Raw genomic sequence first — 26,966 nt, forward strand, 5'->3', positions numbered from 1 at the left:
TGCCCGGCGGCTCAGGGCCTGGTCCTTGCCAGCAGGTCCACGGCCGCGACCACCTCGGCGGGATCGATCTCGCCGAGGCAGGGGTGGCCGGGCTGGGCGCAGGTGAGCGCCCGGGTGTCGCGGCACGGCGCGTCGGGGTCACCCAGTCGCACGTGCGGGACGCCGTGCGGGCCCCACCGGGCGAACGGCACCGTGGGCGCGAACATGCTCACCACCGGTGTGCCGACCGCCGCGGCCAGGTGCGCCGGGCCGGTGTTGCCCACGACCAGGCAGGCCGAGCCGGCCAGCAGCCGGCCGAGCGCGGCCAGGTCGGTGAGCCCGCCGAGGTCGCCCGCGACGTCACCGGCCACCTCGGCGGTCAGCTCGGTCTCGTCGGGCCCGCCGGTGACCAGCACCTCCCGGCCGGAAAGCGCCAGTTCCCGCACGATCTCGACGGCGATCTTGCGGGGCAGCCCGCGCGCCGACGCGCTGGCGCCGGGATGCACCACGACGCGGCCGGTGCGGGTGCGCGCGTCCGGCAGCACCGTACGCAGCCGGCCGTCGTCACCGTCGGGCAGCCGATAGCCGGCCGCGGCGGCCAGCGACAGCGCGCGGTGCGCCTCGGGCAGGTCGTCGGGCACGCGGTGGCGCACGTCGAGCAGGGCCCCGGGATAGTCCTCGCACACGGCGCTGATCCGGCCGACCCCGGCCAGCCGCAGCAGCAGCGCGGTGGGCAGCGGCGACTGCGCCGACGAGGTGAAGATGACAGCCTCGTCGATCTGCCAGCACCGTACGGTGTCGATGAGCCCGTCCACCGCCGATCTGTCGACCGGAGCGGGATCGCGTTCGGCCCACGGGGTGCGCCATTCCAGGACCCGGGTCACGCCCGGCAGCAGCCGCCCGGCGGGCACGCCGGGCGGCCCGGTGAGCAGCGAGACCGAGTGCGCCCGCGCGGCCAGCGCCCGCAGGGCGGGTCCGGTGAGCAGCACGTCTCCGGCCGAGCCGGCGCGGACCGCGAGCACGTTGCCGGGCTCGTCGGCGCCCGCCGGGCCCGGGCGCAGCAGCTTGCCGCGAGCGAGGATCCACTCCGCGGCGGCCAGCAGGCTGGGGGCGCGGTACGGCGCCGCGGCGGCCTCGGCCACGCAGGTCTGCCCGGTCGGCACCAGCAGCCCGGTCGCCCCGGCCGCGGCGGCGGCCTGCAGATCGGTGCCGAGGTCGCCGACCATGACGCAGCGGTGCGGGCTGATCCCGAGGTCGCGGGCCGCGGCGGTGATCAGGCCGGGCGAAGGTTTGCGGCAGGCGCACCCGTCGGCGGGGGTGTGCCAGCAGGTCTGCCAGGTGTCGAACGGGCCGAGCAGCGCCGCGATGCGCGCGTCGACCGCCTCCGCCTGCGCCCGCGTGACGAACCCGAACCCGACGGCGGACTGGTGCGACACGACGCCGATCCGCAGGCCGGCCTCGCGCAGCAGGTCCAGCGCGGCGCGTACGCCGGGCATCGGCACGACCAGATCGGGGTCGCCGAGTCGTGGCACGTCGCGGATCAGGGTGTTGTCGCGGTCGAACAGCACCGCATCGAACAGGCCGGTGGACCTGCTGTCGATCTCAGCTCTGCGCACCTGCGGGGCTTACCCTGTCTTGCTTGCACCAAACATCCCACGGAGTGGTTTAAGTAATGATTGTCACAAGAATCCTTTTTGGCGACCCGCATCAATGGTCTAGCAGCCTAGGACGTTCTACGGGTGGTGACCGGTGACACCGGGACCGCCACGGCTACCACGGCTGCTGCGGGACAACGCGCTGTCGGTCACGATGTTCGGCGCCTTCGCCCTGTTCATCGTGTTGCAGAGCGTGTTCGGCTGGCAGGCGCGCAACGAGGAGCTGGCCGACTACGGGGTGGCCGCCGACTCATACCTGCACTACCTGCGCACCGGCCACTTCGCGGAGGCGGTGTTCGAGAACTGGGAGTCGGAGTTCCTCCAGATGGGCTCGTACGTGCTGCTTACCGCGTACCTGGTGCAGCGCGGCTCGGCGGAGTCGAAGCAGCCCGACGAGCCGGACCGGCCGCAGGACCTGCCCGGCGCGGCGACGGGGGACTCCCCGAAGCCCTCCCGGCGGCGCGGCTTCGCGCAGGTGCTCTACCGCAACAGCCTGTCCCTGGTGCTGCTCGGGTTCTTCGTGCTGTCGTTCGCCGGCCACCTGCTCGGCGGCGTCGCCGAGCACAACGAGCAGGAGGCGCTGCGCGGCCGGCCGCCGATCAGCGCGCTGGAGTTCCTGGGCTCGCCGGACTTCTGGTTCCAGTCCATGCAGAACTGGCAGAGCGAGTTCCTGGCCGTCGGGGCGCTCATCGTGCTGAGCATCGTGCTGCGCCAGCACGGCTCGCCCGAGTCGAAGCCGGTGACCGCGCCGGACGCGCAGACCGGCGAATGAGCCCGGCGGGGTCCCGGCCCGGCGACACTGGGAGCGTGGAAGAGCAACTGGCCGGACGCACGATCCGGGACGTCATGACGGGCCGGCCCGTGTGCGTGGAGGCGGGCACGACGCTGACCGAGGCGGCCCGGCTGATGCGCGACCACGGCATCGGCGACGTGCTGATCACCGAGGGCGAGCGGTTGATCGGCATCGTGACCAGCGGAGACGTCGTACGGGTGATCGCCGCGGAACGCGACCCCCGCACCGTGCTGGCCGAGGAGCTGACGCACCGGGAACTGGTGACGGTGCACGCGGACGACGACACCGGCGAGGCCGCCCGGATCATGAAGCAGCGCTCGCTGCGCCGGCTGCCCGTCTGCGAGAGCGACCGGGTCATCGGCGTGATCACCTGGAACGACCTGACCCGCGGCCAGCGCCCGCAGCCGCCCGAGTCCGACGCGGGCGCCCCGGGCATGGGCTGGTCCACCAGGCCGGACGGGTGAGCTCAGGCGTTGAGGCCGAGGCGGACGACGCAGCCGCCGTCCGCCGCGTCGATGGTGAGGTCGTCGGTCATCTGGCGGGCCAGCCACAACCCCATGCCACCGGCGCCGACCACCCGGTCGGTGGGCACGTAACCGCTGTACGCGCTGAAGCACCGCCCGCCGTCGGACACCGAGCACAGCGCGCGCCTGCCGTCGGACCACAGCCGCACCCGCACCGGGGCCGCGCCGTGCAGGATCGCGTTGGTGGCGACCTCGCTGACGGCCAGCACGAACCCCTGCACCGCGTACGCGGACATGCCGTCGCCGAGCAGCGTCTGCTCCACGGCGGCCCGCAGCGCGGCCAGGTCGTGCGGGCCGGCGACGTCCAGCCGGGGCGGGGCGTCCTCGAGCGGGTCGCGCCAGCGCATGCCGGCCTCGCCCAGCAGGGTCACCGGGTCGGTGTAGCGGGCGCTGGGCACCCGCCCGCCCTCGGCGAGCAGGTGAGAGTGGCTGCTCTCGCCGGCGCGCAGGATGTCCGCGGGGACCCGGCGGCGGTCGTACAGGCACAGGTTCCAGACCGGGTAGTCGGCCAGGGCGTGGCCGAGCGCGGCGTCGAAGCGGGCCCACTCCCACTGCCCGCTGGGCCGGGACCCGAAGTCGATCTCCGTCACCACGCGGACCCGGCTGCTGCCGCGCTGCTGCTCGCGTGCGACCAGCTCGCGGTAGGCGGTCAGGGCGGCGATGGTGCCGCCGTACACGTCCCCGTAGGCCAGTTCGGCGATCCGGTGGCCGTCCAGCGCGTCGCGCAGGCGGGCGGCGTTGTCGGGGCGGCAGATCAGCACCACGCTGTCGCCGGCTTCGGCGCCCTCGCGCAGGTACGGCACCACGGCGTCGAGCAGCTGGTCGTCGTCGTGGTACTGCAGGGCGTCGTGGCGGGCGAGCGGGGAGCGCGGATAGCTCATGCGGGCACCCCTCTCACTGTTCCGCGTCGTTGCGCACCGCCATGATGGCCATGTCGTCGCGCGGCGGGTCGGCGGAGAAGTCCACCGCGGCGGTGCGCAGCCTGGCGGCGATCACGTCGGCCGGATGGCCGGCCAGGTAGGTCAGCCGCTGGGCGAGCCGCTGGGTGCCGAAGAACTCGTGGCTGTTGCGGCGTTCGGTGACGCCGTCGGTGAAGAAGACCAGGGTCTCGCCGGGGTGCAGGACGAGTTTGGCGGGCGGGCAGGTCACCGGGGAGACCAGGCCGAGCGCGGTGCCCCAGCGGCCGGCGGAGGAGACGCGGCCGTCGGCGTGCAGCACCAGCGGCCGGTCGTGGCCCGCGAGGTGGAGTGAGACCTCGACGTCGGGGCCGCCGTCGCGGGTGTCGAAGGCGGCCAGGGCGAGGGTGCAGTAGCGCTCGGAGCGTTCGCTGAGGGTGTCGTTGAGGGTGGACAGCACCGACTGCAGCGGTCGGCCGTCCTTGACGAGCACTCTGATGACCTCGCGGATCAGTCCGGTGACCGCGGCGGCATGCACGCCCTTGCCGGACACGTCGCCGACCATCACCAGCCAGCGGCCGTCCGGCATCGGCATGATGTCGTACAGGTCGCCGCCGACCTCGACGCCGCGTCCGGCGGGCACGTACTCCGCGCCGATGCCCAGGCCCTGGATCGTCGGCAGTTTCGCGGGCAGCAGGGCCTGCTGGAGGGTGTGCGAGACGGTCTGGCGGTCCTCGTGGATGCGGGCGTTGTCCATGGCGAGCGCGCAGCGCCGGGCGACCTCCTCGGCGACCGGGATCTCGTCGGGGTCGCGGGGGGAGTCGGTGTCGCGGCCGATGCTGAGCACGCCGAGCCATTCGCCGCGGGCGAACAGCGGCACGGCGATTCCGGACAGGGAGCCCGGCAGGGGGACGTTCTTGCCGGCCAGTAGCGCGTCGGCGAGCGGTGGTGTGAGCAGTGACCGGGTGAGGTCGTCGCTGACGGCGTCGAGCCAGGCGCTGAGCGCCTCGTCGGCGTGGGCGGCGGCGGCCGGTTCGAGCCGGCGGCCCGCGGTGGCGCGGTGCAGGGTGCACCAGGTGCCGAGGCGGGGCACGACGAGCCGGGGGATCAGGGCCAGGGTGAGGGTGAGGTCCAGGGACTGCGCGAGCAGTTCGCTGACCTCGGCGAGGAATGCCAGGGAGGTCTGCCGGCGGCGGTCGCTGTCGCGCAGCCGCTGGTGTTCGAGGGTCATGCCGAGCCGCTGGGTCGCCAGGTGGGTGAGGGTGCGCGCCTGCGGGGTGTCGGGGGCGTCCAGCCGCAGCTCCGCCGCCCAGGGCAGGCTCACCGGCACGCTGATCCGGCGGGCGGTCGAGGCCGGGTGCAGCCGCTTGCCCTGGGCGGCCAGCAGCTGTGCGCCGTCGCCGTCGCCGCGGTCGAGCCATACGGCGCTGCCGGTGGCGGCGGTGTGTGCGGCGAGGGTGCGCAGCAGGTCGCCGGCGAATCCGTGCACCGTGCCCGTCTCGTCGGCGGTGGTGGCGACGTCGAGCAGGGCGTCGACGGCGGCCAGCGGCCCGGCGGCGTCGTGGGTGTGCTCCTGGTCCGGAGCGCGGTTCGGCACTCTAGTAGTGTCCGCCGATCAGCGCCGGGTTTCCAGCGCGGGCCCGCCGCCGCGTGCCGGTGGCTCGCATCCGGGGGCCGTACCGACGATGATGAAGCGTGCGTCGCGACGGTGTGGCGCGGCGGTGGGCCTTGGGGCGGGGGTCGGCCATCGAGGGGAGTTGGTCCTGGTGACGGCGAATCGGACGACGGCACAGCGTACGGCGGTGGATGACACCGACGCGCGATGGCATGAGGTCGCGGCGGCGCTGCGGGCGGTGCGCAACGGTGACTTCAAGGTGCGTCTGTCCCGGGGTTCGGGCATCGTAGGCGAGGTCGCGGACGCGTTCAACGAGGTCGTGATGATGCAGGAGCAGCGCAACCGCGAGTTCCTGCGCATCTCCCGGGTGGTCGGCCGGGAGGGCCGGGTCACCGAGCGCCTGGACGAGGAGGCGTACGAGGGGGCGTGGGCCGACGGTGTGCGCGCGGTCAACAGCCTGATGGACGACCTGGGCCGGCCGACCGCGGAGATCGCCCGCGTGATCGTGGCGGTGGCCGAGGGTGACCTGAGCCAGCACATGACGCTGGACATCGACGGGCGGCCGCTGCGCGGCGAGTTCCTCACCATCGGCCGCACCGTGAACCGGATGGTGGACCAGCTCAGCTCGTTCGCCGACGAGGTGACGCGCGTGGCGCGTGAGGTCGGCACCGAGGGCAAGCTGGGCGGCCAGGCCGACGTGCGCGGCGTGTCGGGCACCTGGCGTGACCTGACCGACAACGTGAACTTCATGGCGTCGAACCTGACCGCGCAGGTGCGGTCGATCTCGCAGGTGACCACGGCGATCGCGCAGGGCGACCTGTCGCAGAAGATCGCGATCTCGGCGCAGGGTGAGGTGGCCGACCTCGCCGACACGATCAATTCGCTGACCGACACGCTGCGGGTGTTCGCCGAGCAGGTGACCCGGGTGGCGCGGGAGGTCGGCACGGAGGGCAAGCTCGGCGGTCAGGCCGAGGTGCCGAACGTGGCCGGCACCTGGAAGGACCTGACCGACGCGGTGAACTACATGGCGTCGAACCTAACCGCGCAGGTCCGTAACATCGCGCAGGTCGCGACGGCGGTGGCGCGGGGCGACCTGTCGCAGAAGATCGCGGTGGCGGCGCAGGGCGAGATCCTGGAGCTCAAGGACGTCGTCAACACGATGGTGGACCAGCTCAGCTCGTTCGCCGACGAGGTGACGCGTGTTGCTCGTGAGGTGGGTTCGGAGGGCAAGCTCGGCGGTCAGGCGCAGGTGGCCGGGGTGTCGGGCACGTGGCGGGACCTGACCGAGAACGTGAACCAGCTGGCGGGCAACCTGACCGCGCAGGTCCGTAACATCGCGCAGGTCACCACGGCCGTCGCGCAGGGCGACCTGTCGCAGAAGATCACGGTTGACGCCCGGGGCGAGATCCTGGAGCTGAAGAGCACCGTCAACACGATGGTGGACCAGCTCAGCTCGTTCGCCGACGAGGTGACGCGTGTTGCTCGTGAGGTGGGTTCGGAGGGCAAGCTCGGCGGTCAGGCGCAGGTGGCCGGGGTGTCGGGCACGTGGCGGGACCTGACCGAGAACGTGAACCAGCTGGCGGGCAACCTGACCGCGCAGGTCCGTAACATCGCGCAGGTCACCACGGCCGTCGCGCAGGGCGACCTGTCGCAGAAGATCACGGTTGACGCCCGGGGCGAGATCCTGGAGCTGAAGAGCACCGTCAACACGATGGTGGACCAGCTCAGCTCGTTCGCCGACGAGGTGACGCGTGTTGCTCGTGAGGTGGGTTCGGAGGGCAAGCTCGGCGGTCAGGCGCAGGTGCGCGGGGTGTCCGGCACCTGGCGCGACCTGACCGACAACGTCAACGTCATGGCGTCGAACCTGACCGCGCAGGTCCGCAACATCGCGCAGGTCGCGACGGCGGTGGCCCGCGGCGACCTGTCGCAGAAGATCGCGGTGGCGGCGCAGGGCGAGATCCTGGAGCTCAAGGACGTCGTCAACACGATGGTGGACCAGCTGTCCGCGTTCGCCGACGAGGTCACCCGGGTGGCCCGTGAGGTGGGTTCGGAGGGCAAGCTCGGCGGCCAGGCGCAGGTGCCCGCGGTCGCCGGCACCTGGCGCGACCTGACCGACAACGTGAACTTCATGGCGTCGAACCTGACCGGCCAGGTCCGCAACATCGCCCAGGTCACCACGGCCGTGGCCAAGGGCGACCTCTCGCAGAAGATCACCGTCGACGCGCACGGCGAGATCCTGGAGCTGAAGAACACCGTCAACACGATGGTGGACCAGCTCAGCTCGTTCGCCGACGAGGTGACGCGCGTGGCGCGCGAGGTGGGTTCGGAGGGCAAGCTCGGCGGCCAGGCCCAGGTGCGCGGCGTGTCCGGCACGTGGCGGCACCTGACCGAGAACGTGAACCAGCTCGCCTCGACGCTGACCACGCAGCTGCGCGCGATCGCCCAGGTGTCGACCGCGGTGACCCGCGGTGACATGACCCAGCGCATCTCGGTCGAGGCGCAGGGCGAGGTGGCCGAGCTGAAGGACAACATCAACCAGATGATCGTCACCCTGCGCGACACCACGAAGAAGAACGCCGAGCAGGGCTGGCTGGACTCCAACCTGGCCCGCGCCGGCGAGCTGCTGCAGGGCCAGCGGGACCTGGAGCAGGTCTCCCGCATGATCATGTCGGATGTGACGCCGCTGATCGAGGCGCAGATCGGCGCGTTCTTCCTGTCCGAGCCCGAGGGCGAGGACATCCGCCTGCAGCTGACCGCGGCCTACGGGTACGCCGGCGGCGGCACCTCGGCGAACTACGCCGCGGGGGAAGGTCTGGTCGGCCAGGCGGCCGTGGACCGGCGCACCATCCGCGTCGGGGCGGGTCGCACCAAGATGACGGTGCGTTCGGGCATCGCCGACACGAAGGTCTCGGACCTGATCCTGGTGCCGATCGTGTTCGAGGGCGAGGCGCTGGGCGTCATCGAGTTCGGCAGCGTCACCCCGTTCTCCGAGCTGCACCTGGACTTCCTGGACCGGCTCGCGGGCACGCTGGGCATCGCGCTGAACACGATCCTGGCCAACCGGCGCACCGAGGAGCTGCTGGCCCAGTCGCAGCGGCTGGCGCAGGAGCTGCGCGACCGGTCGGTGGAGCTGCAGCGCACCAACAACGAGCTGGAGGAGAAGGCGGCCCAGCTGTCGGAGCAGAACCGCAACATCGAGATCAAGAACCGGGAGATCGAGCTGGCGCGGCTCGGCCTGGAGGACAAGGCCCGGCAGTTGTCGGCGGCCTCGCAGTACAAGTCGGAGTTCCTGGCCAACATGAGCCACGAGCTGCGTACGCCGCTGAACTCGCTGTTGCTGCTGTCGCGGCTGCTGGCCGACAACCCGGAGGCCAACCTCACCCCGAAGCAGATCGACTTCGCGCGCACCATCCACAGCGCCGGGTCGGACCTGCTGGCGCTGATCGACGACATCCTGGACCTGTCGAAGATCGAGGCCGGGCGGATGGACGTCGAGCCGGGCGAGGTCCGCTTCCAGGACATCTGCGACTACGTGGAGCAGGCGTTCCGGCCGCAGGCCGAGGAGAAGCGGCTGGAACTGGAGCTGAGCCTGTCCGGGCAGTTGCCCGCCGGGATGATCACCGACGCGCAGCGGCTGCAGCAGATCCTGCGCAACCTGCTGTCCAACGCGGTCAAGTTCACCGACTCGGGCACCGTGCACCTGGAGATCGGGCCCGCGCCCGCCGACCTGGTGTTCGAGGAGCCGTCGCTGAGCCAGTCCGGCGAGGTGGTGATGTTCGCGGTGCACGACACGGGCATCGGCATCTCGGCCAGCAAGCTGGCGCTGATCTTCGACGAGTTCCAGCAGGCCGACGGGACTACCAGCCGCAAGTACGGCGGCACCGGCCTGGGCCTGTCGATCAGCCGGGAGCTGGCGCGCCTGCTCGGCGGAACCATCACGGTCACCTCCGCCCCGGGGCAGGGTTCGACGTTCACGCTGTACCTGCCGGGCATGCTGACCGGGCCGACGACGGCGCCGACGCTGCCGCTGGTGCCGGCGCTGACCGGGGTGGGCGCGCCGGCCGGTGCGGTGCCGGTCAGCCCGTCGGCGCAGGCGCACTACGCGACGCCGGTCTCGCGGCCCATCATCAGCCGCCCGTCGACCGACGCGCTCGGCGCCGAGGTGTCATCCACCCTGGACGGGTCGCGCGTGCTGATCGTCGACGACGACGTCCGCAACGTCTTCGCGCTGGCCAGCGCCCTGGAGCACCACGGCATGCAGGTCCTGTACGCCGACAACGGCAACGACGGCATCCAGCTGCTGGCCGAGCATCCCGACATCGACATCGTGCTGATGGACGCGATGATGCCCGAGCAGGACGGCTACGAGACGACCCGGATCATCCGGCGCAACCCGCACCTGACGACGCTGCCGGTGGTGTTCCTGACCGCCAAGGCGATGCCGGGCGACCGCGAGGCCGCGCTCGGCGCGGGCGCCAGCGACTACATCACCAAGCCGGTCGACCTGGACGAACTGCTGCGGCTGATGGCGCGCTGGATCGGCCAGCCGGGGCGGGGCGTATGAGCGCGCTGTCCGGGTATGCCGTGAGCGAGCGCAGCGGGGAGGCGGCGTGAGCGAGCTGGAGGCGGGGTTTGCTATGGCGAAGGTGCTGCTGGTCGACGACCGGCAGGACAACCTGATCGCGCTGGAGGCGATGCTGCAGGGGCTGCCGGTGGACCCGGTCGCGGTCAACAGCGGCGAGGCGGCGCTCAAGCGGCTGCTCGTCGACGACTTCGCGGTGATCCTGATGGACGCGCAGATGCCGGGCCTGGACGGGTTCGAGACGGCGGGGCACATCAAGCGCCGTGAGCGCACCCGGCACATCCCGATCATCTTCCTGACCGCGGCCGACCGGGACGCCCGGCTGGCGCTGCGCGGGTACGCGGCGGGTGCGGTCGACTACCTCACCAAGCCGTTCGATCCGTGGGTGCTGCGGGCCAAGGTGGCCATCTTCGTCGACCTGTGGGTCAAGACGCAGCAGCTGCGCCAGCAGGCCCAGCAGTGGGCCCGGCTGTCGGGCGCGGCCCAGGACGCGGTACGCCTGCTCGAAGAGCCCGGCCTGGACAACGTCGAACAGGCCCGCGAGGCGCTGCGTGCCGCCCTGCCGCACGACCCCGAGCCGCTGGCCCGACGCACCCGCTGACGTCCGCGGGTCAGCGGGCGGAGATCTCCAGGGCGAGCAGGCACGCCTCGTCGTCGCGCTCCGGCGGGGTGAGCTGCCACAGCCCCGCGGTGCCGTCCTTGCGGTGCGCGGCCGCGACCCGGGTCGCGAACTCGGCCAGCGGGTCGCGCTTGCGCTTGTGCAGGACCCCGTCGGTGAACGACACGAAGCTGTCGCCGGGTTGCAGGCGCAGCGTGTGGGTGTCGAAGCGCTGGCCGTCGAGCAGGCCCAGCAGCGGCCCGGCCGGGGAGTCGACGACGCCGGCGACGCCGTCGCGCACCAGCAGCGGCTGCAGGTGGCCCGCCGACGCCCAGCGCAGCGTCTCGTCGGCCGGCTGGTAGTGCCCGATCAGCAGGCTGGCCAGCGGCCCGTCGGGGGCGCCCATGAGCATGCCGTTGACGATGCGCAGGATCTCGGCGGGGGCGGTGCCGGCCGCGCCGAGGGTCACCACCGGGAACCGCAGCCGCACCACCGCGGCGGCGGCGACCAGGCCGGTGCCGAACGCGTCGCCGATGACGAACAGCAGCGACCCGTCGTCGAGCCGCTCGGCGTCGCAGAAGTCGCCGCGCAGCTGCGTACGCGGGGACGTCGCCGCGTAGTGGCGGCCGGTGACCGCCGCCCCGGGGGTGTGCAGGACCAGGTCGCGGCTCGGGTAGAGCAGGCGGGTCAGGTTGGCGGTCAGCGACTGCTCGGTGGCGAGCTGGATCTGCCGGGACGCCGCGATGGTCTCGCTGCGGGTCCAGCGGTCCTCGGCGGCGTGCTGCTCGCTGACGTCGTGCAGGACCAGCCGGATCAGGCGTACGTCCTCGCCGGCGAGGTCGGCCTCGGCGAACACCCGCACCGGCACCACGCCGTGTTTGGTGTTCAGCCGCAGCAGCGCCAGGTCGGGCCGGCCCTGGGCGAGCCCGGCGAGCAGCTCACGCAGCAGCCCCCGGTCGGCGGCGGCGAAGAACGACCCGAACTTGTCCAGCGTCGTCGGGCCGTGCGCCTCGTCGCGGCCGACGAGCCCGTACAGGCCGGGCGACCAGACGGCGTCGCCGGCCTGCAGATCCCATTCGGCCCAGCCGGAGCGGCTGAGCGTCTCCAGCCGCGCCATCCGGGCGTCGTTGCTGACGGTGGCGTCGATGCGCTCCCAGGAGGCCAGCAGCGCGTCGCCGACGCGGGCCGCGCGGCGATTCAGGATCACCCGCCGGGGCCTGCCGTTGACCAGCGCGTCCTCGACGACGCCGTCGCGGGCGAAGGGCACGTCCTTGGTGAGCAGCTCGACGTAGGCGTCGAAGACGCCGTTGACGCGCAGCCGCGGGTAGACGTCGAGCAGCAGCCGCCCGACGGTGTCGCCGTCGGAGGCGCGCACCGCGGGCCCGGCCGCGGCGATGACGAAGTCGGCGACCGTGCCGTCGGCGTCGCGCACCGGGGTGAGCAGGTGACCCCGGCCGCCCATGACGTCGAGCGCGCTGGCCAGCCACACCGGCAGCCGGGCGGCGTCGGTGTCGGCGGTGGGCCACAGCCGGCGGATCGCGCGGCCGGCCCCGGCGGCGAGCCGGTCCAGGTAGGCGCGGTCGACGGCGGTGAACTCGCGGGGCTCACCCCAGACCAGCGACAGCGCGCCGACGACCTGATCGCCGACGGCCAGCGGGTACACGGCACGAGCCGGGCCGGAGCCGATCAGGACGAAGTCGTGCGGCTGCACGCCGTCGAGCAGCAGCGGCCGCCGGGTGCGCACCGCCGCGCCGATGGTGGTGTTCAGGGAGCTGGGGGAGCGCTGCCATTCGCTGGCGACCTGGGCCGGCCAGCCGTGGCTGGCGACCAGGCGCACCGCGCCGTCGGCCTCGGCGGCGAACACCGCGGCGGCCGCGCCCGGCGGGTCGCCGAGCCCGATGGTGACCAGCACGTCGGCGACCGTGGCGAAGTCGTGGGCGGCATCGAGCGCGGCCAGGCATTTGCGCAGCACCCGGGCACGGGCCTGGGGCAGCGGCCGGTCCGGGCCGTCGTCGAGGCCGACCGTGGCGCGCAGGCCGGACGCGTTCTGGCCGGGCGCGCCGAGGTCCGGGGCGGCTGCCGCGGGCGGGTCCTGGCCCTCGGCGGTGTCGGGCACGGTCGCGCCGACGAGGTCGGCGGCCAGGTCGATGACGCTGATGTTGCGCTGCTGGGACATCGCCGACAGGCGGCCGAAAGCCGTCTCGGGGTCGCAGCCGTGCCGTTCGGCGAGCAGACCCTTGGCCTGTTCGATGAGGCCACGGGTGCGCATCGCCTTGCGCAGGCCGGCGAGTTCGGCCTCCAGGCGCTGCACGCGCGTCACCCAGTCTGCCTCCGCGGGCCGAGGTTCGGCTTGCCGTGCCATGATTCGTACTCTGCCCATCGCCAGTCGCGCCGAAACGGTGATCACGTCATTGTCCGGCAGGAGCGTGACCGTGCGTACGGCGGGTGCGCGAACGGCGCTGGGCGTGCGTTAATGGAACTGTTTTCAGGCGGCGGAGGGATGTGGGATGGACCGGGGTTTCGGTGTCGAACGGGTGGTGGACGCCGACCGGATCGTGGTCAGGGTCCGCGGCGAGATCGACCTGATGACTGCGGGAAGTCTGCGCGACGAGCTGTGCGACGCGGTCAAGCAGTCCCCCGAGGTCGTGGTCGACCTTGCCGGTGTGGGCTTCCTCGACTCGACCGGCGTGCGGGCGCTGTTCGACGCCTACCGCACCGCCAACGAGCTCGGTCACCGCTTCTACGTGACCGGGGCCCGCCAGTGGGTGGCCAAGGTGCTCGACGTGACCGGTGTCGGCAAGCTGCTGGCCCCGCCCGCCTGAGCGTCCCCCGGGGGACCTGGCTGACGTTTTTCGGAAATATCACCGGCGCAGGCTTCGTCGCCGTGCCAGAGGGGCACGTGAGGAGTATGTCCATGCTGGTGTGCCATGTGCGGCGGCAGCAGCCCTTCGCGCTCGTCGCGATGGCCGGAACCCTCGACCAGGACACACTGATCCAGGCGGGGGTCACCCTGGCCGACGTGCTGGCTGCCCAGCCGGAGGCCGTCGTGCTCGACCTGGCCGACACGCGGTGTGCCGACGAGCGGCTCGTGCCGTGGCTGCACCGTGCCGCGGTCAGCGCTTCCCGCTGGCCCGGTGTGCCGATCATGGTCGCCGCGCCGCCGTGCCCCGTGCCGGTGGCCCATCCGGGCCTTTCCGTCTACGACGACGCCGCGCTGGCGGAGAAGGCCGCCGAGGCGCTGCCGGTCAGCCCGCGCCGCTCGGTGACCCTGCCGCCGACCCCGGCCAGCTGTGCCCGTGCCCGTGACCTGGCCCAGCGCGCCTGTACGGCGTTCGGGCTGCCGCGGCTGGGGCAGCTCGCCCAGCTGCTCGCCTCCGAGCTGGCCGCGAACGTGGTCACGCACGCGCGCACCGAGATGGAGCTGACGCTGCGCCGCGCCGGTGACGGCGTGATCGTGGCGATCCGCGACGGGGACCCGCGGCTGCCGCACGAGTCCGGCCCGGAGGACCGCGGGGCGGGCCTGGAGCTGGTGTCAGCGATGGCCACCGATTGGGGCAGCCTGTTGACCAGCGGCGGAAAGGTCGTCTGGGCGCTGGCTTCGGTCGCCGGTCCGCGGCGCGCCGAGGCTTCCTGAGGCCGTTCGCGCGTACAATTGGAGTCCTGCCGTGCGAACGGCAGACACGGCGCTCTAGCAGCAGGGCGCCGCGGCCCGCCAGGAACAGCCTGCCGGCCCGTGCGGTGCACGGGTGACGCGGTGCAGGCGATGGCAGGTGTAACGATGCGAACCGCTACCGTTTCGTCCCCGAAGTCCGCCGCGAGCCCGATCGACGTGCTGGCGAGGTTCGAGGACCCTTTGCTGCTGCTCCACCGGCTCCCGGACGGCGACACCGGCCGCGGCAGGCTGCGTGACGAGATCATCTGCGGCTGCGCCCCGGTGGCGCGCCGCCTGGCCATGCGCTTCCGCAACCGGGGTGAGGACGTCGAAGACCTCGTCCAGGTGGCCACGATCGGCCTGATCAAGGCCGTGGACCGCTTCGACCCCGAGCGCGGGGTGCCGTTCGCCAACTACGTCATGCCGACGATGCTGGGCGAGATCAAGCGCTACTTCCGTGACCGGACCTGGACCCTGCACGTGCAGCGGTCCCTGCAGGAGCTGCACCTGGCGGTGTGCCGGGCGATACCGGAGCTGAGCCAGTCACTGCAGCGCACGCCGAGCGCCGAGGACGTCGCCGTGCATCTGGGCGTCACCGAGGAGGAAGTGCTGCGCGGCATGCAGTGCGCGGCCGCGTACACCGCCAGCTCGCTCAACGCGCCCGCGTCCGGCGACGAGGGCGACGGCGAGCTGCAGGACCTGCTGGGTGGGACCGACGACACCCTGGAGGCGCTGCCCGAGCGGGAGGCGCTGCGGCAGGCGATCGACACCCTGCCCGAGCGGGACCAGGTCATCCTGCGGATGCGTTTCGTGGACAACCTGACCCAGTCGGAGATCGCCGACCAGGTGGGCGTCTCCCAGATGCACGTCTCTCGTCTGCTGGCGCGTGCCTTCCAGACCCTGCGGCAGGAGCTGACCACCGCCGACGCGGTATGAGTGCGACGGCAGGTGTGAGTGCGACGGCATGAGTTCACGGCGCCCCCTCAGGAGGGGGCGCCGTGACCCGGTTCAGTCCGGGGGCTCGCCCGCCACGTCGTGCGGGTCCCGGTCCGGGTCGTCGGACTCGCCTGCGGCGGTGCCCAGGTCGTCCAGCCCCGGTGGAGGCAGCTCACGCTCGGGCTCGGGTTCGGGCAGCGGCTCCTGCTCGGGCGGTGGCTCGAAATCCTCGGCCGGCGGGGTGAACCTCGGTCCGCACAGGCGGGCCGACCCCCCCCGCCCGCCCCCGACCCACACCCGGTCGGCCCGCGCCGTGCCCGCCTGACCGGCGGACCGCGGCGCGGGCCGACCGGCTCACATGCGTTCGGGGGCCTCGATACCGAGCAGGTCCAGGCCCTGCGCGACGACCCGCGCGGTCAGGTCGCACAGCAGCAGGCGGCTGGCCCGGACGGGGCCGTCGGCCTTGAGCACCGGGCAGCTGTCGTAGAACGCCGTGTACGCCCCGGCCAGGCCCTGCAGGTAGCCGGCGAGCCGGTGGAACTGCATCGTGGCGCCCGCGTCCGCGACGACCGCGGCGAAGCCCAGCAGCTCCATCGCGAGCGCCCGCTCGGCGGGGGAGTCGAGCAGCACCGCGGCCGCCCGGTCCGGCACGACCCCGCCCCTCCGGAAGATCGAGTTGATCCGGGCGTACGTGTACTGCAGGTAGGCCCCCGTGTCGCCGGAGAACGACAGCATCCGGTCCCAGTTGAAGCTGTAGTCCTTGATCCGGTCGCTGGACAGGTCGACGTACTTGATCGCGCCGATGCCGACCATGCGGGCGACCTCGGCCCGGGTGTCGGCGTCGAGGTCCGGATTGTTCTCCACGATGGCCGCGGCCCGCGCCACCGCCTCGTCGAGCAGGTCCATCAGCATGACGGCGTCCCCGGCCCGCGACGCCAGCTTCTTGCCGTCCGCGCCCAGCACCTGGCCGAAGCCGACGTGCACGGCCCGGGCCGGTTCGCTCAGCCAGCCCGCCTCGCGCGCGGTCTGGAACACCATCTCCAGGTGCTGATGCTGCGGCGAGCCGACCACGTACAGCAGCCGGGTCGCCTTCAGGTCCTGGGTCCGGTGCCGGATCGCGGCCAGGTCCGTCGCGCCGTAGCCGTAGCCGCCGTCGCGTTTGCGCACGATGATCGGCATCGGCTCGCCGTCGCGGCCGGTGAAGCCCTGCGGGAACACGCACAGCGCGCCGTCGCTCTCGCGGAGCAGGCCGAGGCCGTCGAGGGCGTCCACGACGGGGGCGAGCATGTCGTTGTAGTACGACTCGCCGCAGAAGTGCTCCGCGGTCAGGGTGACGCCCAGCTTGGTGTACACGGCCAGGCAGTGCTTCTCGCTCTCGTCGACCAGCAGCCGCCACAGCCGCAGCGTGGCCGGGTCGCCGGACTGCAGCGCCACCACCCGCTGCCGGGACCGCTCGGCGAACGCCGGGTCGGCGTCGAACTTCATCCGCGCCGACTGGTAGAAGGCGTTGAGGTCGCCGATCGACAGGTCGTGCGCCGCGTCGGTCTCGCCCAGGTCGAGCAGGTGCTCGATGAGCATGCCGAACGGGGTGCCCCAGTCGCCGACGTGGTTGGCCCGCCGTACGTCGTGGCCGAGCCAGTCCAGGGTCCGCGCGGCGGCGTCGCCGATCACGGTGGTGCGCAGGTGCCCGGCGTGCATCTCCTTGGCCACGTTCGGCGCGGAGTAGTCGATGACCACGGTCTCCGGTGCGGCGGTCGTGGGCACGCCGAGCCGCTCGTCGCGGCTCATCGCGGCGAGCAGCCCTGCCAGGGCGTCGTCGCGCAGCTTCAGGTTGATGAACCCCGGCCCGGAGATCTCCGCGGTGGCGACCAGGTCGGCCAGGTCGGCACGGCCCAGCGCGTCGGCGGCGATCTCGCGCGGCGCCCGACCGAGCCGCCGGGCCAGCGGCAGCGCGCCGTCGGCCTGGAAGTCGGCGTGCTGCGACCGGCGCACCACCGGATCCACCGCCTCGCCCGCCACCGCCGCGAAAGCGGCCGCCAACCGGTCGTTGAGCAGACTCTCCAGATCAGTCACGTGAACTCAGCTCTCTTGAGAAAACAGGCAGGAAGGCCCGCCGGGACGCCATCGCGCCGGACACGGACCATCACGAGGATCAGACAGCAGAAGATGCGGAGAAAGGCAGGCGTCGCGCGCGGGAAAGCGTCAGCGAGCTGCCACGATTCGTCGTCGCTCGATCACGACGACGAGACCCGCCGGGCGCACGACGCCACGGCCACAACGGCCGGCATGCGCAACAGCGGAAAACATGCACCGAGCCTATCCCACCCCACCACCGAGAAAGGAAGGGCACCTTGTTAACCAAATGCGTAGAGGAAGGCGCCCTTCCTAACATGGGCAGGTGACTGACACGGCGGATGGGCGGTACCGGTTCTACGGCGAGCTGGCGCGGTGGTGGCCGCTGATCTCGCCGGTCGACGAGTACGCCGAGGAGATGGCGTTCACGGCGCGGTTGCTGCGGTCGGCGTCGATCCCGGTGCGCGAGGTGCTGGAGCTGGGCAGCGGCGGCGGCCACAACGCCGCACACCTGCGCGAGCAGTTCACCATGACGCTGTCGGACCTGTCCGCCGAGATGGTCGCCATGTCGCGGCGGCTGAACCCGGGCTGCGAGCACCACGTCGGCGACATGCGCACGCTGCGGCTGGGCCGCACCTTCGACGCGGTGTTCCTGCACGACGCGGTGTCATACATGACCACCGAGGACGACCTGCGCCAGGCGATCGCCACCGCGTACGCCCACTGCCGGCCCGGCGGCGCGGCCGTGCTGCTGCCCGACGAGACGACGCAGACCTACGAACCCGGTGCCGACCACGGCGGCGTCGACGGCCCGGACGGGCGCGGGGTGCGTTTCCTGGAATGGTCGTGGGACCCCGACCCCGCCGACACCTGGACCGTCACCGAGTACGCCTTCCTGCTCCGCGAGGCCGACGGCAGCGTGCGCACCGTGCACGAGACGCATCGCACCGGCGTCTTCGCCCGCGAGGTGTGGCTGAAGCTGCTCACCGAGGCCGGGTTCATCCCCGAACTCGTGATCGAGCAGACCACCGAGGACCGCACCCCCCGCGACTGCTTCATCGCCCACCGCCCCGCGTGACGCCGCCCGGGCATGCCGCCGGGGTGCGGGGAGCGGGGGGTGCGGCGTCGGGCGATCGGATACGGTGGGCGGCATGCGGCGGCTGTCGACGGCCCGACCGGGCCGGACGGCCCGGGTGTTGCTGCTGCTCGTGACACTGGTCGGCCTCGCCGCGATGCACACCCTCGGGCACGGCACCGCGGCCCACGCCGCCATGACGCCGATGCCCGCGCACGCGACCGCCGCCGAGGGCACAGCCACGATGGCCGACGGCACAGTCACGATGGCCGACGGCACAGTCACGATGGCCGACGGCACCGCCACGATGGCCGACGGCACCGCCACCACGGCGGGCGCACCGGCCGAGGTCGTGCCGTGGAGCGGTTGCCCCGACGGCCACTGCGCTCGGCTGTCGGCGCCGCCCGCGCGCCACGATGCCGGCATGGACTGGTGGGACGTGTGCGTGGCGGTGCTGACCGCCCTCGGCGTGCTGCTGGTGCTGTTCTGGCTGGCGGGAGTGGTGTCGCGGCGTCGTGCCGCGGGACTGTCTCACTTCCGCGCGGGTGCGGCGTCGCGCGGGCCGCCCGTACGCGGACTCGGTCTCACCCTGGCCACGGTGTCGGTGATGCGGCACTAGGACCCCCGTTGCCGCGCTCCGGCGCGGCAGGTCCTGCCGTACACCCTTCTGCCGACACCGAGAGGTCGATTCGATCATGTTCAGGAACACCCTGCTGCGCGCTGCCCTGATACCGGCCGCCGCAGCCGTCACCGCCCTGGTCCTCACCGGCTGCGGCGCCGGCCACTCCGGTATGGACCACGGCTCCGGCACGCCGCCCACGGCGACCGCCAGTTCGGCGATCGGCTCGTTCAACGAGGCCGACGTGGCGTTCGCCCAGGCGATGATCCCGCACCACCAGCAGGCGGTGCGGATGGCGCGGCTCGCACCCGACCGCGCCGCCGACGCCGAGGTCAAGGCCCTGGCCGAGCAGATCAGGGCGGCCCAGGATCCGGAGATCGCCACCATGACCGGCTGGCTGCAGACCTGGCAGCGGCCCACGGCCATGCCCGGCCACGAGTCCGGCCACCAGGGCATGCCCGGCATGATGAGCGACGCCCAGCTGGCGGCCCTGGAGGCCGCGTCGGGCCGGGACTTCGACCGCATGTTCAGCGAGCTGATGATCGCGCACCACGAGGGTGCGGTCACCATGGCGCAGCAGGAACTCGCGAACGGCGCGAACCCCGCCGCCAAGGAGCTGGCCGGGCAGATCGTCACGGCCCAGCAGGCCGAGATCGCGACGATGAAGGCGCTGCTGGCGCGACTGTGAACCAGGCCGGGTGGCGCGGTTCGGGGCCGCGCCATCCGGGTGCCCGGCCGGCGTCCGTGCGCCTGTTGCCGGCATCCCGGCGTCGGCCGGCCCCGTCCGACGGGACGGAGGCGTCCACGGCAGGGGTCAGTGGAACCGGTGCACGACGGCGTGGCCCTTGCCGCGGGAGATCAGCCAGCGGTTGACGGGGACGGTGAGCACGAACGCGACCAGCAGCGATAAGGCCAGCGCGGCCCAGAACAGCCCGCTGCTCAGCCCGGCGTCCATGGCGCCGGGCACGCCGACCATGATCGCGTTGTCGATCAGCTCCATCACCGCGATGGACACCGTGTCCGCGGCGAGCGCGACCTTCAGCGCCTGCCGGAAGCCGACCCCGGCGCGCAGCACGCCGCGCATGGTCAGCGCGTATCCGAACACGAACGCCAGGGCGACCGACAGCACCACCGTCGGCCCGGCCGTCCAGCCCAGCGCGGTGCCGACGACCATGCCCAGCACCTCGCCGATGGCGCAGCCGGTGAGGCAGTGCAGCGTCGCCGAGGCGGCCATGCGCCAGGTCGCGACAGCAGCGTGCTGGTGGGTGGCGTGCTCCTCGCGGACCGGGTCGTCGGTGACGTGGCCGTGGGCGGCATGGTCGTGGTGATCCATGCCGCCCAGCATACCTCCGAATACCCCCCGGGGGTATGGTCAGACGTGGCAGATGATCTCGCCGTGCGGCACCGCGAACCAGCCGTCCTCGGCCGCCACCCACTCCCGCCAGCCCTCGGCCATCCGCCGCAGATCGGCCTCGGTGGCCAGGCCCTGCGCGACGGCCTGCGCGGCCAGCGCCGACTGCACGACGCGCTCGGCCCACATACCGCCCCACCAGGCCCGCTCCTCGGGGGAGGCGTAGCACCAGACGCTCGCGGTCGCGGTGACGTCGGTGAACCCCGCCGCCCGCGCCCAGGAGTGCAGCCGCCGCCCGGCGTCGGGCTCCCCGCCGTTGCCGCGGGCGATCCGCCGGTACAGCGCCAGCCACTCGTCGAGGGCCGGGATCAACGGATACCAGGTGAACGCGGCGTAGTCGCCGTCGCGGGCGGCCACCACCCCGCCGGGCCGGCACACCCGGCCCATCTCGCGCAGCGCGCCCACCGGGTCGGCCAGATGCTGCAGCACCTGGTGGGCGTGCACCACGTCGAAGGAGCCGTCGGCCAGGTCGAGGGCCTGCACGTCGGCGACCAGGAAGTCGACGTTGGCGGTGCCGCGCGCGGCGATCTCGGCGCGGGCCAGCCCGAGGGCGTCGTCGGTGAGTTCCAGAGCAGTGAGCCGGCCCGGGGCGACCGCGTCGGCCAGGTCGGCGGTGATGGTGCCCGGACCGCAGCCCACATCCAGGACCGCCTGGCCGGGCCGCAGGTGGGGGAGCAGGTACGCGGCGGAGTTGGCCGCGGTGCGCCAGCGGTGCGACACCAGCACCGTCTCGTGGTGTCCGTGCGTGTACGTCGTCATGGGTGATCCCTCCTACCAGGAGAGTCTAGAGATCGTGTCCCGTAATGTAGGAGGTGAATCCTGGATAATGGACATGTTTAAGGAATGTGCAGGTCAGGGAACGCTTAGTCGGTGACAAACGGGCGTCGAGTGAGCGCAGCCGATGTCTTCCGCTGGGCGGTGGCCGGTTCGTGCGGCGTCGCCCTGGTGGGAGTGGCCCTGGCCGCCGTCTGGTCGGTGCGCGGGATCCTCGTGCTGGTCCTCGTGTCGCTGTTCGTGGCGGTCAGCCTCGACCCCGCGGTCCGCTGGCTGGTCCGCCACCACGTCCGCCGCCCGTACGCGGTCACCATCATCCTGCTCGCCCTGCTGGCGCTGCTCGCCCTGCTGATCCTCGGCATCGGGCCGCCGCTGGCCCGCCAGGCCGGGCAGCTCACCGACGACCTGCCCGGCCACATCCAGGCCCTCGACGATCGCTCACGGGCTTTCCGCGAGCTCAGCGCCCGCTACGGGCTCGGCGACCGGCTCAACGAACTCGCCGCCACGGTGCCCGAACGCGTCGGCGCGAGCCTGCTCAGCCTGTTCCGCACCTTCCTCGGCGTGCTCGCCGCCGCCTTGACCGTGCTCGTGCTGTCGCTGTACTTCCTGGCCGACATGCCGCGGCTGCGCCGCCGGATCCAGCTGATGGCGCCCGACCGGCAGCGCGAGCGCACCCGCCGCATCGTCGACGTGGTGGTCGACAAGGTCGGCACATACATGATCGGCAATCTGGTGATCTCGCTGATCGCGGGTGTCGTCGCGTACGCCGGCCTGCTGGTCCTCGGCATCCCGTTCGCGCTGCCGCTCGCGCTGATCGTCGCCGTGACCGACCTGATCCCGCTGGTCGGGGCGACGCTGGGCACCGCGGTCTGCGGTCTGGTCGCGGCCGTCGCGGCCGGCGTGTGGCCCGCGGCGGTCGGCATCGTCGTCTGGCTGTTGATCTACCAGCAGATCGAGAACTACGTCATCGTGCCGAAGGTGATGAAGCAGAGCCTGGACATGCCCGCGCTCGCGGTGCTGCTGGCCAGCCTGGTCGGCGCGGGCCTGCTGGGCCTGATCGGCGCGCTGATGGCCATCCCGATCGCGGCCATGGTCAAGACGGTGCTGGCCGAACTGCGCGAGCCGCTGCCGCCCGAGCACGCACCCCCGACCGCCGACGATTCGGATCACGGTCTGCCGGGTACGCACCCGTCCTGACATCCGAGCACCGGAGGACACCGTGTCCCTGCGCCCGCCGCCCGCCGACCGTGCGCCCGACCGCCCCGGCGAGCTGACCCGCCGCGACTGGTGGGATGTGCTCAAACGCACCGCCAAGGAGTACCAGCAGGACAATCTCGGCGACTGGGCCGCGTCGCTGACCTACCGGGCGGTGATGTCGCTGTTCCCCGCCGTCCTGGTGCTCGTCGCGGTGCTCGGCCTGACCGGCGCGGACACCGCGCAGCGCGCCGCGGCTGAGGTCGGCTCGTTCACGCCCGGCGCGGTGCGGGACGTGCTCAACAACGCGCTCACCGAACTGCAGCGCGGCCAGGGCGCCGCGGGCCTGGTCGCGGTGGTCGGCGTGCTGCTGGCGCTGTGGTCGGCCTCGGGCTACGTGTCGGGGTTCATGCGGGCCAGCAACGTCATCTACGACGTGCCGGAGGGGCGGCCGATGTGGAAGACGCTGCCGATCCGGCTCGGCGTCACGGTCGTGTCCGTGATCGCGATCGTCGCCGTCACCGTCGCGCTGGTCTTCACCGGCCCGGTCGCCGCCCGCACCGGGGAGTACCTGCACCTGGGCACCGGGGTGGTGCGGGTCTGGGACATCGCGAAATGGCCCCTGGTCATCGTCGTGATCGCGCTCATCTTCGCGCTGCTCTACTGGGCCTCGCCCAACGCCCGGCAGGGCGGCTGGCGCTGGATCACCCCCGGCAGCCTGCTCGCCGTGTTCATCTGGCTGCTCGCCTCGGCCGCCTTCGCCCTGTACGCCGCGAACTTCGGCTCCTACAACAAGATCTACGGCAGCCTGGCGGGCATCATCGTCTTCCTCATCTGGCTCTGGATCAGCAACGTCGCGCTGCTGCTGGGCGCCGAGTTCGACGCCGAGCTGCACCGTGCGCGTGCGATCGCCGCGGGCCATCCCGCCGACGAGGAGCCCTACGTCGAACTCCGCGACGCGCCGGAGGGAGACTGAGGCCTACGGCGCGGTCGGCATCGGGTAGATGCGGTAGCCGCCGACCGACACGGGCACGGACGTCGGCATACGCCGGGCCAGCTCCGCGTCCAGGGGTGAACCGGTGGCAGCCACCACCGCCTCCGCCCGCGCCCGCCAGTAGGGTTCGTAGCGGTTGAAGCCCCGTCCGAGCTGCTCGTCCACCACACCGCAGACGGTTTGCTCCGTGCTGAGGTAGCTGATCCAGTTGCACGTCCAGTACTCGCCGTGGACATAGCGGTAGCCGGAGTTCCGCAGGGCCGCCACGACCTGCCGCTGGCCCTCGCCCGCGGTGTGGTAGCCGGGTACCTGCCGGGCCAGGCCGATGCTCGCCGCGAGCATCGTGAGCGCCAGCGCGACCACGGGCAGCGCGGCCGGAACGGCCCACACCGTACGGGCCCGGATGACGCGCCACAGCGGCCACAGCGCCGCGGGCAGGGAGATGCCCAGCAGGGCCAGGTAACGTGCGCTCTCGATCGGGGTGTCGGCCGCGGCCGGGCTGCGCACGTAGCTCAGCAGGCTGAGCAACCCGCCCACGGCCAGCACGAGGCGCATGATCTCCTGAGCGCGACCCTGCCCGGCCTCGGCGCCGTCGCCACCGGCCGTGCGCAGCCGCCGCAGCCCGCGCACGGACCCGACGATCGCCGCCGCCAGCAGCAGTACGAACACCGGAGCCCACCACAGCGACCAGCCTTCGCAGCGGCTTGGCGAGCACAGCCCCATGCCCATCGGCAGGCCGAACCACGCTCCGCCGTGGAGCCGGTCGAGCAGCGGCGCGTCGGTGCCGGCGCCGTTCAGCCCGAGGAAGACGGCGACGGAGTTGTCCTGCCATCCCGCGGTGAGATTGTCGATCACCAGCGGCAGGGCGCCGACCAGCGCGCCGGCGAGCAGCACGGCGGTTCGCCGTCCGGTGAGCACCCGGGCGGACAGCAACGCCACGAGCGCGCCGAGCAGATACGGCACCGGCAGCCAGTGGTTCCATACGATCAACCCGAACAGCAGCCCCCAGCCGCCGAAGGCGTACGGGGAGGTCAGGCGGCGGGTCATCAGCCCGTGGGTGAGCAGCAGGAGCCCGGCGACCATGGGGGCGGATTCGGGGTAGCCGCCGCCGGCGATCAGCTGGTTCTTCACCACCCGGTCGGCCCCGAAGGCGAGCAGCCCCACGGCGACGACGGCCAGGCCGGGCGAGAACAGCCGCCGGACCAGCACGAACATCACCGTCAGGAAGCACGCGAAAAGCAGGATGGTCGGCACTCGCAGCGCGGTGACCGAGGTGCCGAACAGCGCCACGACGGGGGCGGCCAGGTACGCCTCGATGGTGCCCATGTAGTGCTGGCCGTAGAAGTAGATCGGCAGCTCCCGGCCCTCGCTGATGTGCAGCGCCGCGAGTCCCATGGTTGCTTCGTCACTGTTGGTGTTCGGCGTCGAGAAGGCGGTGAGCCACGTTCGCCAGCCGACACCGAGCGCACCGGCCAGCAAGGCCGCGCCGCTGTACCGGTCGAGGCGAGGAAGGCGCAGAGAATCGAGGCGAGCGCCGCTCCCCGTCAAAGAAATCCCCCCGAGATGAAAAGCATCGGCCGCGCGCCGTGAACGGCCCGGCGGCCGGATGTCCAACAGATGCAACCAGTCCGGCCAGGGACTGTCAAACGCGCACGACGACCGGCATTGACCGGTGGACACGGCCCCGGCCTCCGGCGGGCGCTGACAGGCCGGGCCCGAGATGACTACGGTGGTCGGTGTCCGCACCAGGGACGCAGGTGTGCCCACCCGGGACGCCGGACCCTGTCGCCGCCGTCTCCTGAGCCCATCGTGCCGCCGCTGAAACCCGAGGACCCGACTTGCGCATCAGACACTTCTGGCCGCTGTCCGCGCGGCCCGGAAGAATCAGTGGGAGCGGCTCGGCGGCCGACGGCGGCCAGGGGCCGGAGCGGGATGAACGCGCCGACGGCCCGGTGGGAGCAAGCGCCGCCGCGCGGACCGCGACCATCCTTTCCGGTCTGGTCGTGCTGCTCCTGCTCGCCGCGCCGGGCGACGCCCACCGGCTCACCACACCCGCGGCGTTCCTGCGTATCCCGGTGGACGGGCTGGTCGGCATCCTCCTCGTGGTCATGGCGCCGGCCAGGGCCAGACGCATCGTCGCGCTGCTCGTCGGGGCCGTGCTCGGCCTGCTGTGCATCCTGAAGATCGTCAGCGTGGGCTTCTCGTACTTCCTCGACCGCCCGTTCGAGCCGATGGCCGACGGGCCCTTCCTCGCCGCAGGGCTGGACTACCTGCGGCAGTCGGCAGGTGACGCCACCGCGAACGCGGCCCTGGCGGCTGCCGTGATGCTCGCCCTCGTCGTGCTCGCCGGCATGGCGGTGTCCTTCCGGCGCATCGCCATGATCGTGGCCCGGCGCCGGCCCGCCGCGGCCGGCGCCGTGAGCGTGCTCGCCGCGGCGGGGCTGCTCGCCGCGGCCGCGGGCGTGCAGGTCGTGCCGGGCGTGCCGGTCGCCTCCCGGGACGCCTACGACCTGGTACGCCAGACACAGGCCGGCGTGCAGGACAAGCAGACGTTCGCGGCGCAGATCGCCACGGACGCCTTCGGCCACACCCGGGGTGCGGACCTGCTGTCCGCGCTGCGCGGCAAGGACGTCGTCATCGCGTTCGTCGAGAGCTACGGCCGGGTCGCCCTGGACGAGCCGGACCTGGCCGTGCCCACCAGTGCCCTGCTCGACGACGCGGCCGGCAGGCTGCGGGCGTCCGGGTACACCTCACGCAGCGGCTGGCTGACCTCGCCCACCACCAGCGGCGGCAGCTGGCTGGCCCAGGCCACCCTGCTGTCCGGCTTGTGGATCAACAACCAGCAGCGGTACCAGGCGTTTCTGGACAGTGACCGATTCACCCTGCCCAGTGCGTTCGGGCGGGCCGGCTGGCGGACGGCCGCGCTCATGCCGGCCACCACCGAGCCGTGGCCCGAGGGCAAGGCGCGGTACGGCTACGACCGGCTCTACGCCCGTCCCGACCTCGGCTACCAGGGCCCGGCGTACGGCTACTCCGTCGTGCCGGACCAGTACACGCTGTCCACCTTCCAGCAGCGCGAACGGGCGGCCCGCGACCGCGCTCCGGTCATGGCGGCGATCCCGCTCATCTCCAGCCACTCACCCTGGAAACCCCTGCCCGAACTCCGGAGCTGGGACGACGTCGGCGACGGCACAGCCTTCACGATTCCGGCGCCGGCTGCCGACGACGGCGCACGCGCGGCCTACCGGGACGCCATCGCCTACTCGCTGCGCACCCTCGTCTCCTATGTCGAGACCTACGCCGGCGACGACCTCGTCCTGGTCTTCCTCGGCGACCACCAGCCCGGCCCCGAGGTCATCGGCGAGGACACCAACCGCGACGTGCCGATCACGATCCTCGCGCACGACGGGGCCGTCATGGACCGGACGGCGGCCTGGGGGTGGCAGGACGGGCTCAGGCCGGGCCCCTCCGCGCCCGTCTGGCGGATGGACACCTTCCGCGACCGCTTCCTCACCGCCTTCGGCCCGGCCGAACACCGCTGACGGTCACCGCCGGCCCCGATACCGCACGCCTGACCAGGGCGAACCTCGGGTGAC

22 protein-coding genes are annotated in these 26,966 nt (G+C 72.5%); 13 read left to right on the forward strand and 9 right to left on the reverse strand.

Translation table 11 applies throughout. The features are described from left to right. Nucleotides 1-11: 11 nt before the first annotated feature. Nucleotides 12-1,595 (reverse strand): HAD-IIIA family hydrolase, encoded by a 1,584-nt coding sequence (locus tag F6W97_RS28265; protein ID WP_230687046.1) that lies wholly within the window; start codon nucleotides 1,593-1,595, stop codon nucleotides 12-14. 133 nt (nucleotides 1,596-1,728) lie between these two features. Here F6W97_RS28265 and F6W97_RS28270 point away from each other — a divergent pair, with 133 nt between their 5' ends. Both F6W97_RS28270 and F6W97_RS28275 read left to right on the forward strand, forming a co-directional pair. Then, nucleotides 1,729-2,406 (forward strand): DUF6766 family protein, encoded by a 678-nt coding sequence (locus tag F6W97_RS28270; RefSeq protein WP_230687047.1) that lies wholly within the window; start codon nucleotides 1,729-1,731, stop codon nucleotides 2,404-2,406. A gap of 35 nt (nucleotides 2,407-2,441) precedes the next feature. Then, nucleotides 2,442-2,891 (forward strand): CBS domain-containing protein, encoded by a 450-nt coding sequence (locus tag F6W97_RS28275; protein ID WP_196279369.1) that lies wholly within the window; start codon nucleotides 2,442-2,444, stop codon nucleotides 2,889-2,891. Between the two features lie 2 nt (nucleotides 2,892-2,893). Here the strand turns inward: F6W97_RS28275 and F6W97_RS28280 are convergent, their stop codons facing one another. Beyond that, complete coding sequence (locus F6W97_RS28280) at nucleotides 2,894-3,832, reverse strand: anti-sigma factor RsbA family regulatory protein (RefSeq protein WP_155373593.1); 939 nt, start codon at nucleotides 3,830-3,832, stop codon at nucleotides 2,894-2,896. A gap of 13 nt (nucleotides 3,833-3,845) precedes the next feature. Next, complete coding sequence (locus tag F6W97_RS28285; RefSeq protein WP_230687048.1) at nucleotides 3,846-5,444, reverse strand: PP2C family protein-serine/threonine phosphatase; 1,599 nt, start codon at nucleotides 5,442-5,444, stop codon at nucleotides 3,846-3,848. A gap of 205 nt (nucleotides 5,445-5,649) precedes the next feature. Between F6W97_RS28285 and F6W97_RS28290 the strand changes: the two genes are divergently transcribed. Both F6W97_RS28290 and F6W97_RS28295 read left to right on the forward strand, forming a co-directional pair. Further along, nucleotides 5,650-10,026, forward strand: coding sequence for a HAMP domain-containing protein (locus tag F6W97_RS28290; protein ID WP_230687049.1), 4,377 nt, complete (start codon nucleotides 5,650-5,652; stop codon nucleotides 10,024-10,026). A 73-nt stretch (nucleotides 10,027-10,099) separates the two neighbouring features. Continuing rightward, nucleotides 10,100-10,645, forward strand: coding sequence for a response regulator (locus F6W97_RS28295; protein WP_155373928.1), 546 nt, complete (start codon nucleotides 10,100-10,102; stop codon nucleotides 10,643-10,645). 10 nt (nucleotides 10,646-10,655) lie between these two features. Here F6W97_RS28295 and F6W97_RS28300 read toward each other — a convergent pair whose 3' ends face one another. Next, nucleotides 10,656-12,953, reverse strand: coding sequence for a SpoIIE family protein phosphatase (locus F6W97_RS28300; protein WP_196279370.1), 2,298 nt, complete (start codon nucleotides 12,951-12,953; stop codon nucleotides 10,656-10,658). 196 nt (nucleotides 12,954-13,149) lie between these two features. Here F6W97_RS28300 and F6W97_RS28305 point away from each other — a divergent pair, with 196 nt between their 5' ends. From F6W97_RS28305 to F6W97_RS28315, 3 genes are all read left to right on the forward strand, one after another. Then, entirely contained in the window at nucleotides 13,150-13,464 is a 315-nt protein-coding gene (locus F6W97_RS28305; RefSeq protein WP_155373596.1) for an STAS domain-containing protein, read from the forward strand. Between the two features lie 92 nt (nucleotides 13,465-13,556). Further along, a complete protein-coding gene (locus F6W97_RS28310; RefSeq protein WP_155373598.1) occupies nucleotides 13,557-14,276 on the forward strand; it encodes an ATP-binding protein in 720 nt (239 codons plus the stop codon). 144 nt (nucleotides 14,277-14,420) lie between these two features. Further along, complete coding sequence (locus tag F6W97_RS28315; RefSeq protein ID WP_155373600.1) at nucleotides 14,421-15,230, forward strand: SigB/SigF/SigG family RNA polymerase sigma factor; 810 nt, start codon at nucleotides 14,421-14,423, stop codon at nucleotides 15,228-15,230. A 72-nt stretch (nucleotides 15,231-15,302) separates the two neighbouring features. Here the strand turns inward: F6W97_RS28315 and F6W97_RS28320 are convergent, their stop codons facing one another. Next, the gene (locus tag F6W97_RS28320; protein ID WP_155373602.1) at nucleotides 15,303-15,527 is read right to left on the reverse strand and encodes a hypothetical protein; all 225 of its coding nucleotides are present in this window, start codon (nucleotides 15,525-15,527) and stop codon (nucleotides 15,303-15,305) included. A gap of 57 nt (nucleotides 15,528-15,584) precedes the next feature. Then, nucleotides 15,585-17,303: an arginine--tRNA ligase gene (gene argS, locus F6W97_RS28325; RefSeq protein WP_155373604.1), complete on the reverse strand. Its 1,719-nt coding sequence runs from the start codon at nucleotides 17,301-17,303 to the stop codon at nucleotides 15,585-15,587. Nucleotides 17,304-17,628: 325 nt separating this feature from the next. Here argS and F6W97_RS28330 point away from each other — a divergent pair, with 325 nt between their 5' ends. The 3 genes from F6W97_RS28330 to F6W97_RS28340 all read left to right on the forward strand — a co-directional run bounded on the left by F6W97_RS28330 (nucleotide 17,629) and on the right by F6W97_RS28340 (nucleotide 19,685). Beyond that, complete coding sequence (locus F6W97_RS28330; protein ID WP_155373606.1) at nucleotides 17,629-18,381, forward strand: class I SAM-dependent methyltransferase; 753 nt, start codon at nucleotides 17,629-17,631, stop codon at nucleotides 18,379-18,381. Nucleotides 18,382-18,454: 73 nt separating this feature from the next. After that, complete coding sequence (locus F6W97_RS28335; protein ID WP_155373608.1) at nucleotides 18,455-18,997, forward strand: hypothetical protein; 543 nt, start codon at nucleotides 18,455-18,457, stop codon at nucleotides 18,995-18,997. A gap of 76 nt (nucleotides 18,998-19,073) precedes the next feature. Beyond that, nucleotides 19,074-19,685 (forward strand): DUF305 domain-containing protein, encoded by a 612-nt coding sequence (locus F6W97_RS28340; RefSeq protein WP_155373609.1) that lies wholly within the window; start codon nucleotides 19,074-19,076, stop codon nucleotides 19,683-19,685. A 126-nt stretch (nucleotides 19,686-19,811) separates the two neighbouring features. Here the strand turns inward: F6W97_RS28340 and F6W97_RS28345 are convergent, their stop codons facing one another. Continuing rightward, a complete protein-coding gene (locus F6W97_RS28345; RefSeq protein WP_155373610.1) occupies nucleotides 19,812-20,330 on the reverse strand; it encodes a DUF4396 domain-containing protein in 519 nt (172 codons plus the stop codon). A 39-nt stretch (nucleotides 20,331-20,369) separates the two neighbouring features. Continuing rightward, nucleotides 20,370-21,167: a methyltransferase domain-containing protein gene (locus tag F6W97_RS28350; protein WP_155373611.1), complete on the reverse strand. Its 798-nt coding sequence runs from the start codon at nucleotides 21,165-21,167 to the stop codon at nucleotides 20,370-20,372. A 129-nt stretch (nucleotides 21,168-21,296) separates the two neighbouring features. On the opposite strand from F6W97_RS28350, the gene F6W97_RS28355 reads away from it, so the two are divergent. Both F6W97_RS28355 and F6W97_RS28360 read left to right on the forward strand, forming a co-directional pair. Further along, a complete protein-coding gene (locus tag F6W97_RS28355; RefSeq protein WP_230687050.1) occupies nucleotides 21,297-22,379 on the forward strand; it encodes an AI-2E family transporter in 1,083 nt (360 codons plus the stop codon). Nucleotides 22,380-22,401: 22 nt separating this feature from the next. Then, nucleotides 22,402-23,352: a YihY/virulence factor BrkB family protein gene (locus F6W97_RS28360; protein WP_230687051.1), complete on the forward strand. Its 951-nt coding sequence runs from the start codon at nucleotides 22,402-22,404 to the stop codon at nucleotides 23,350-23,352. Between the two features lie 3 nt (nucleotides 23,353-23,355). Here the strand turns inward: F6W97_RS28360 and F6W97_RS28365 are convergent, their stop codons facing one another. Then, a complete protein-coding gene (locus F6W97_RS28365) occupies nucleotides 23,356-24,765 on the reverse strand; it encodes a glycosyltransferase family protein (protein WP_155373613.1) in 1,410 nt (469 codons plus the stop codon). 443 nt (nucleotides 24,766-25,208) lie between these two features. Between F6W97_RS28365 and F6W97_RS28370 the strand changes: the two genes are divergently transcribed. Further along, nucleotides 25,209-26,912 carry an alkaline phosphatase family protein gene (locus F6W97_RS28370; protein ID WP_155373614.1) on the forward strand — a complete coding sequence of 568 codons (1,704 nt, stop codon included), beginning with the start codon at nucleotides 25,209-25,211 and terminating at the stop codon, nucleotides 26,910-26,912. Nucleotides 26,913-26,966: the final 54 nt, after the last annotated feature.

Source organism: Catellatospora vulcania, assembly GCF_009720385.1.
Classification (GTDB): domain Bacteria; phylum Actinomycetota; class Actinomycetes; order Mycobacteriales; family Micromonosporaceae; genus Catellatospora; species Catellatospora vulcania.

Bases quoted from the DNA above. Each gene is read 5' to 3' on its own strand.
- F6W97_RS28335 (WP_155373608.1), top strand. From the start codon at position 18,455: ATGCGGCGGCTGTCGACGGCCCGACCGGGCCGGACGGCCCGGGTGTTG.
- F6W97_RS28340 (WP_155373609.1), top strand. From the start codon at position 19,074: ATGTTCAGGAACACCCTGCTGCGCGCTGCCCTGATACCGGCCGCCGCA.
- F6W97_RS28310 (WP_155373598.1), top strand. From the start codon at position 13,557: ATGCTGGTGTGCCATGTGCGGCGGCAGCAGCCCTTCGCGCTCGTCGCG.
- F6W97_RS28305 (WP_155373596.1), top strand. From the start codon at position 13,150: ATGGACCGGGGTTTCGGTGTCGAACGGGTGGTGGACGCCGACCGGATC.
- F6W97_RS28280 (WP_155373593.1), bottom strand. From the start codon at position 3,832: ATGAGCTATCCGCGCTCCCCGCTCGCCCGCCACGACGCCCTGCAGTAC.
- F6W97_RS28365 (WP_155373613.1), bottom strand. From the start codon at position 24,765: ATGGGACTCGCGGCGCTGCACATCAGCGAGGGCCGGGAGCTGCCGATC.
- F6W97_RS28345 (WP_155373610.1), bottom strand. From the start codon at position 20,330: ATGGATCACCACGACCATGCCGCCCACGGCCACGTCACCGACGACCCG.
- F6W97_RS28315 (WP_155373600.1), top strand. From the start codon at position 14,421: ATGCGAACCGCTACCGTTTCGTCCCCGAAGTCCGCCGCGAGCCCGATC.
- F6W97_RS28350 (WP_155373611.1), bottom strand. From the start codon at position 21,167: ATGACGACGTACACGCACGGACACCACGAGACGGTGCTGGTGTCGCAC.
- F6W97_RS28295 (WP_155373928.1), top strand. From the start codon at position 10,100: ATGGCGAAGGTGCTGCTGGTCGACGACCGGCAGGACAACCTGATCGCG.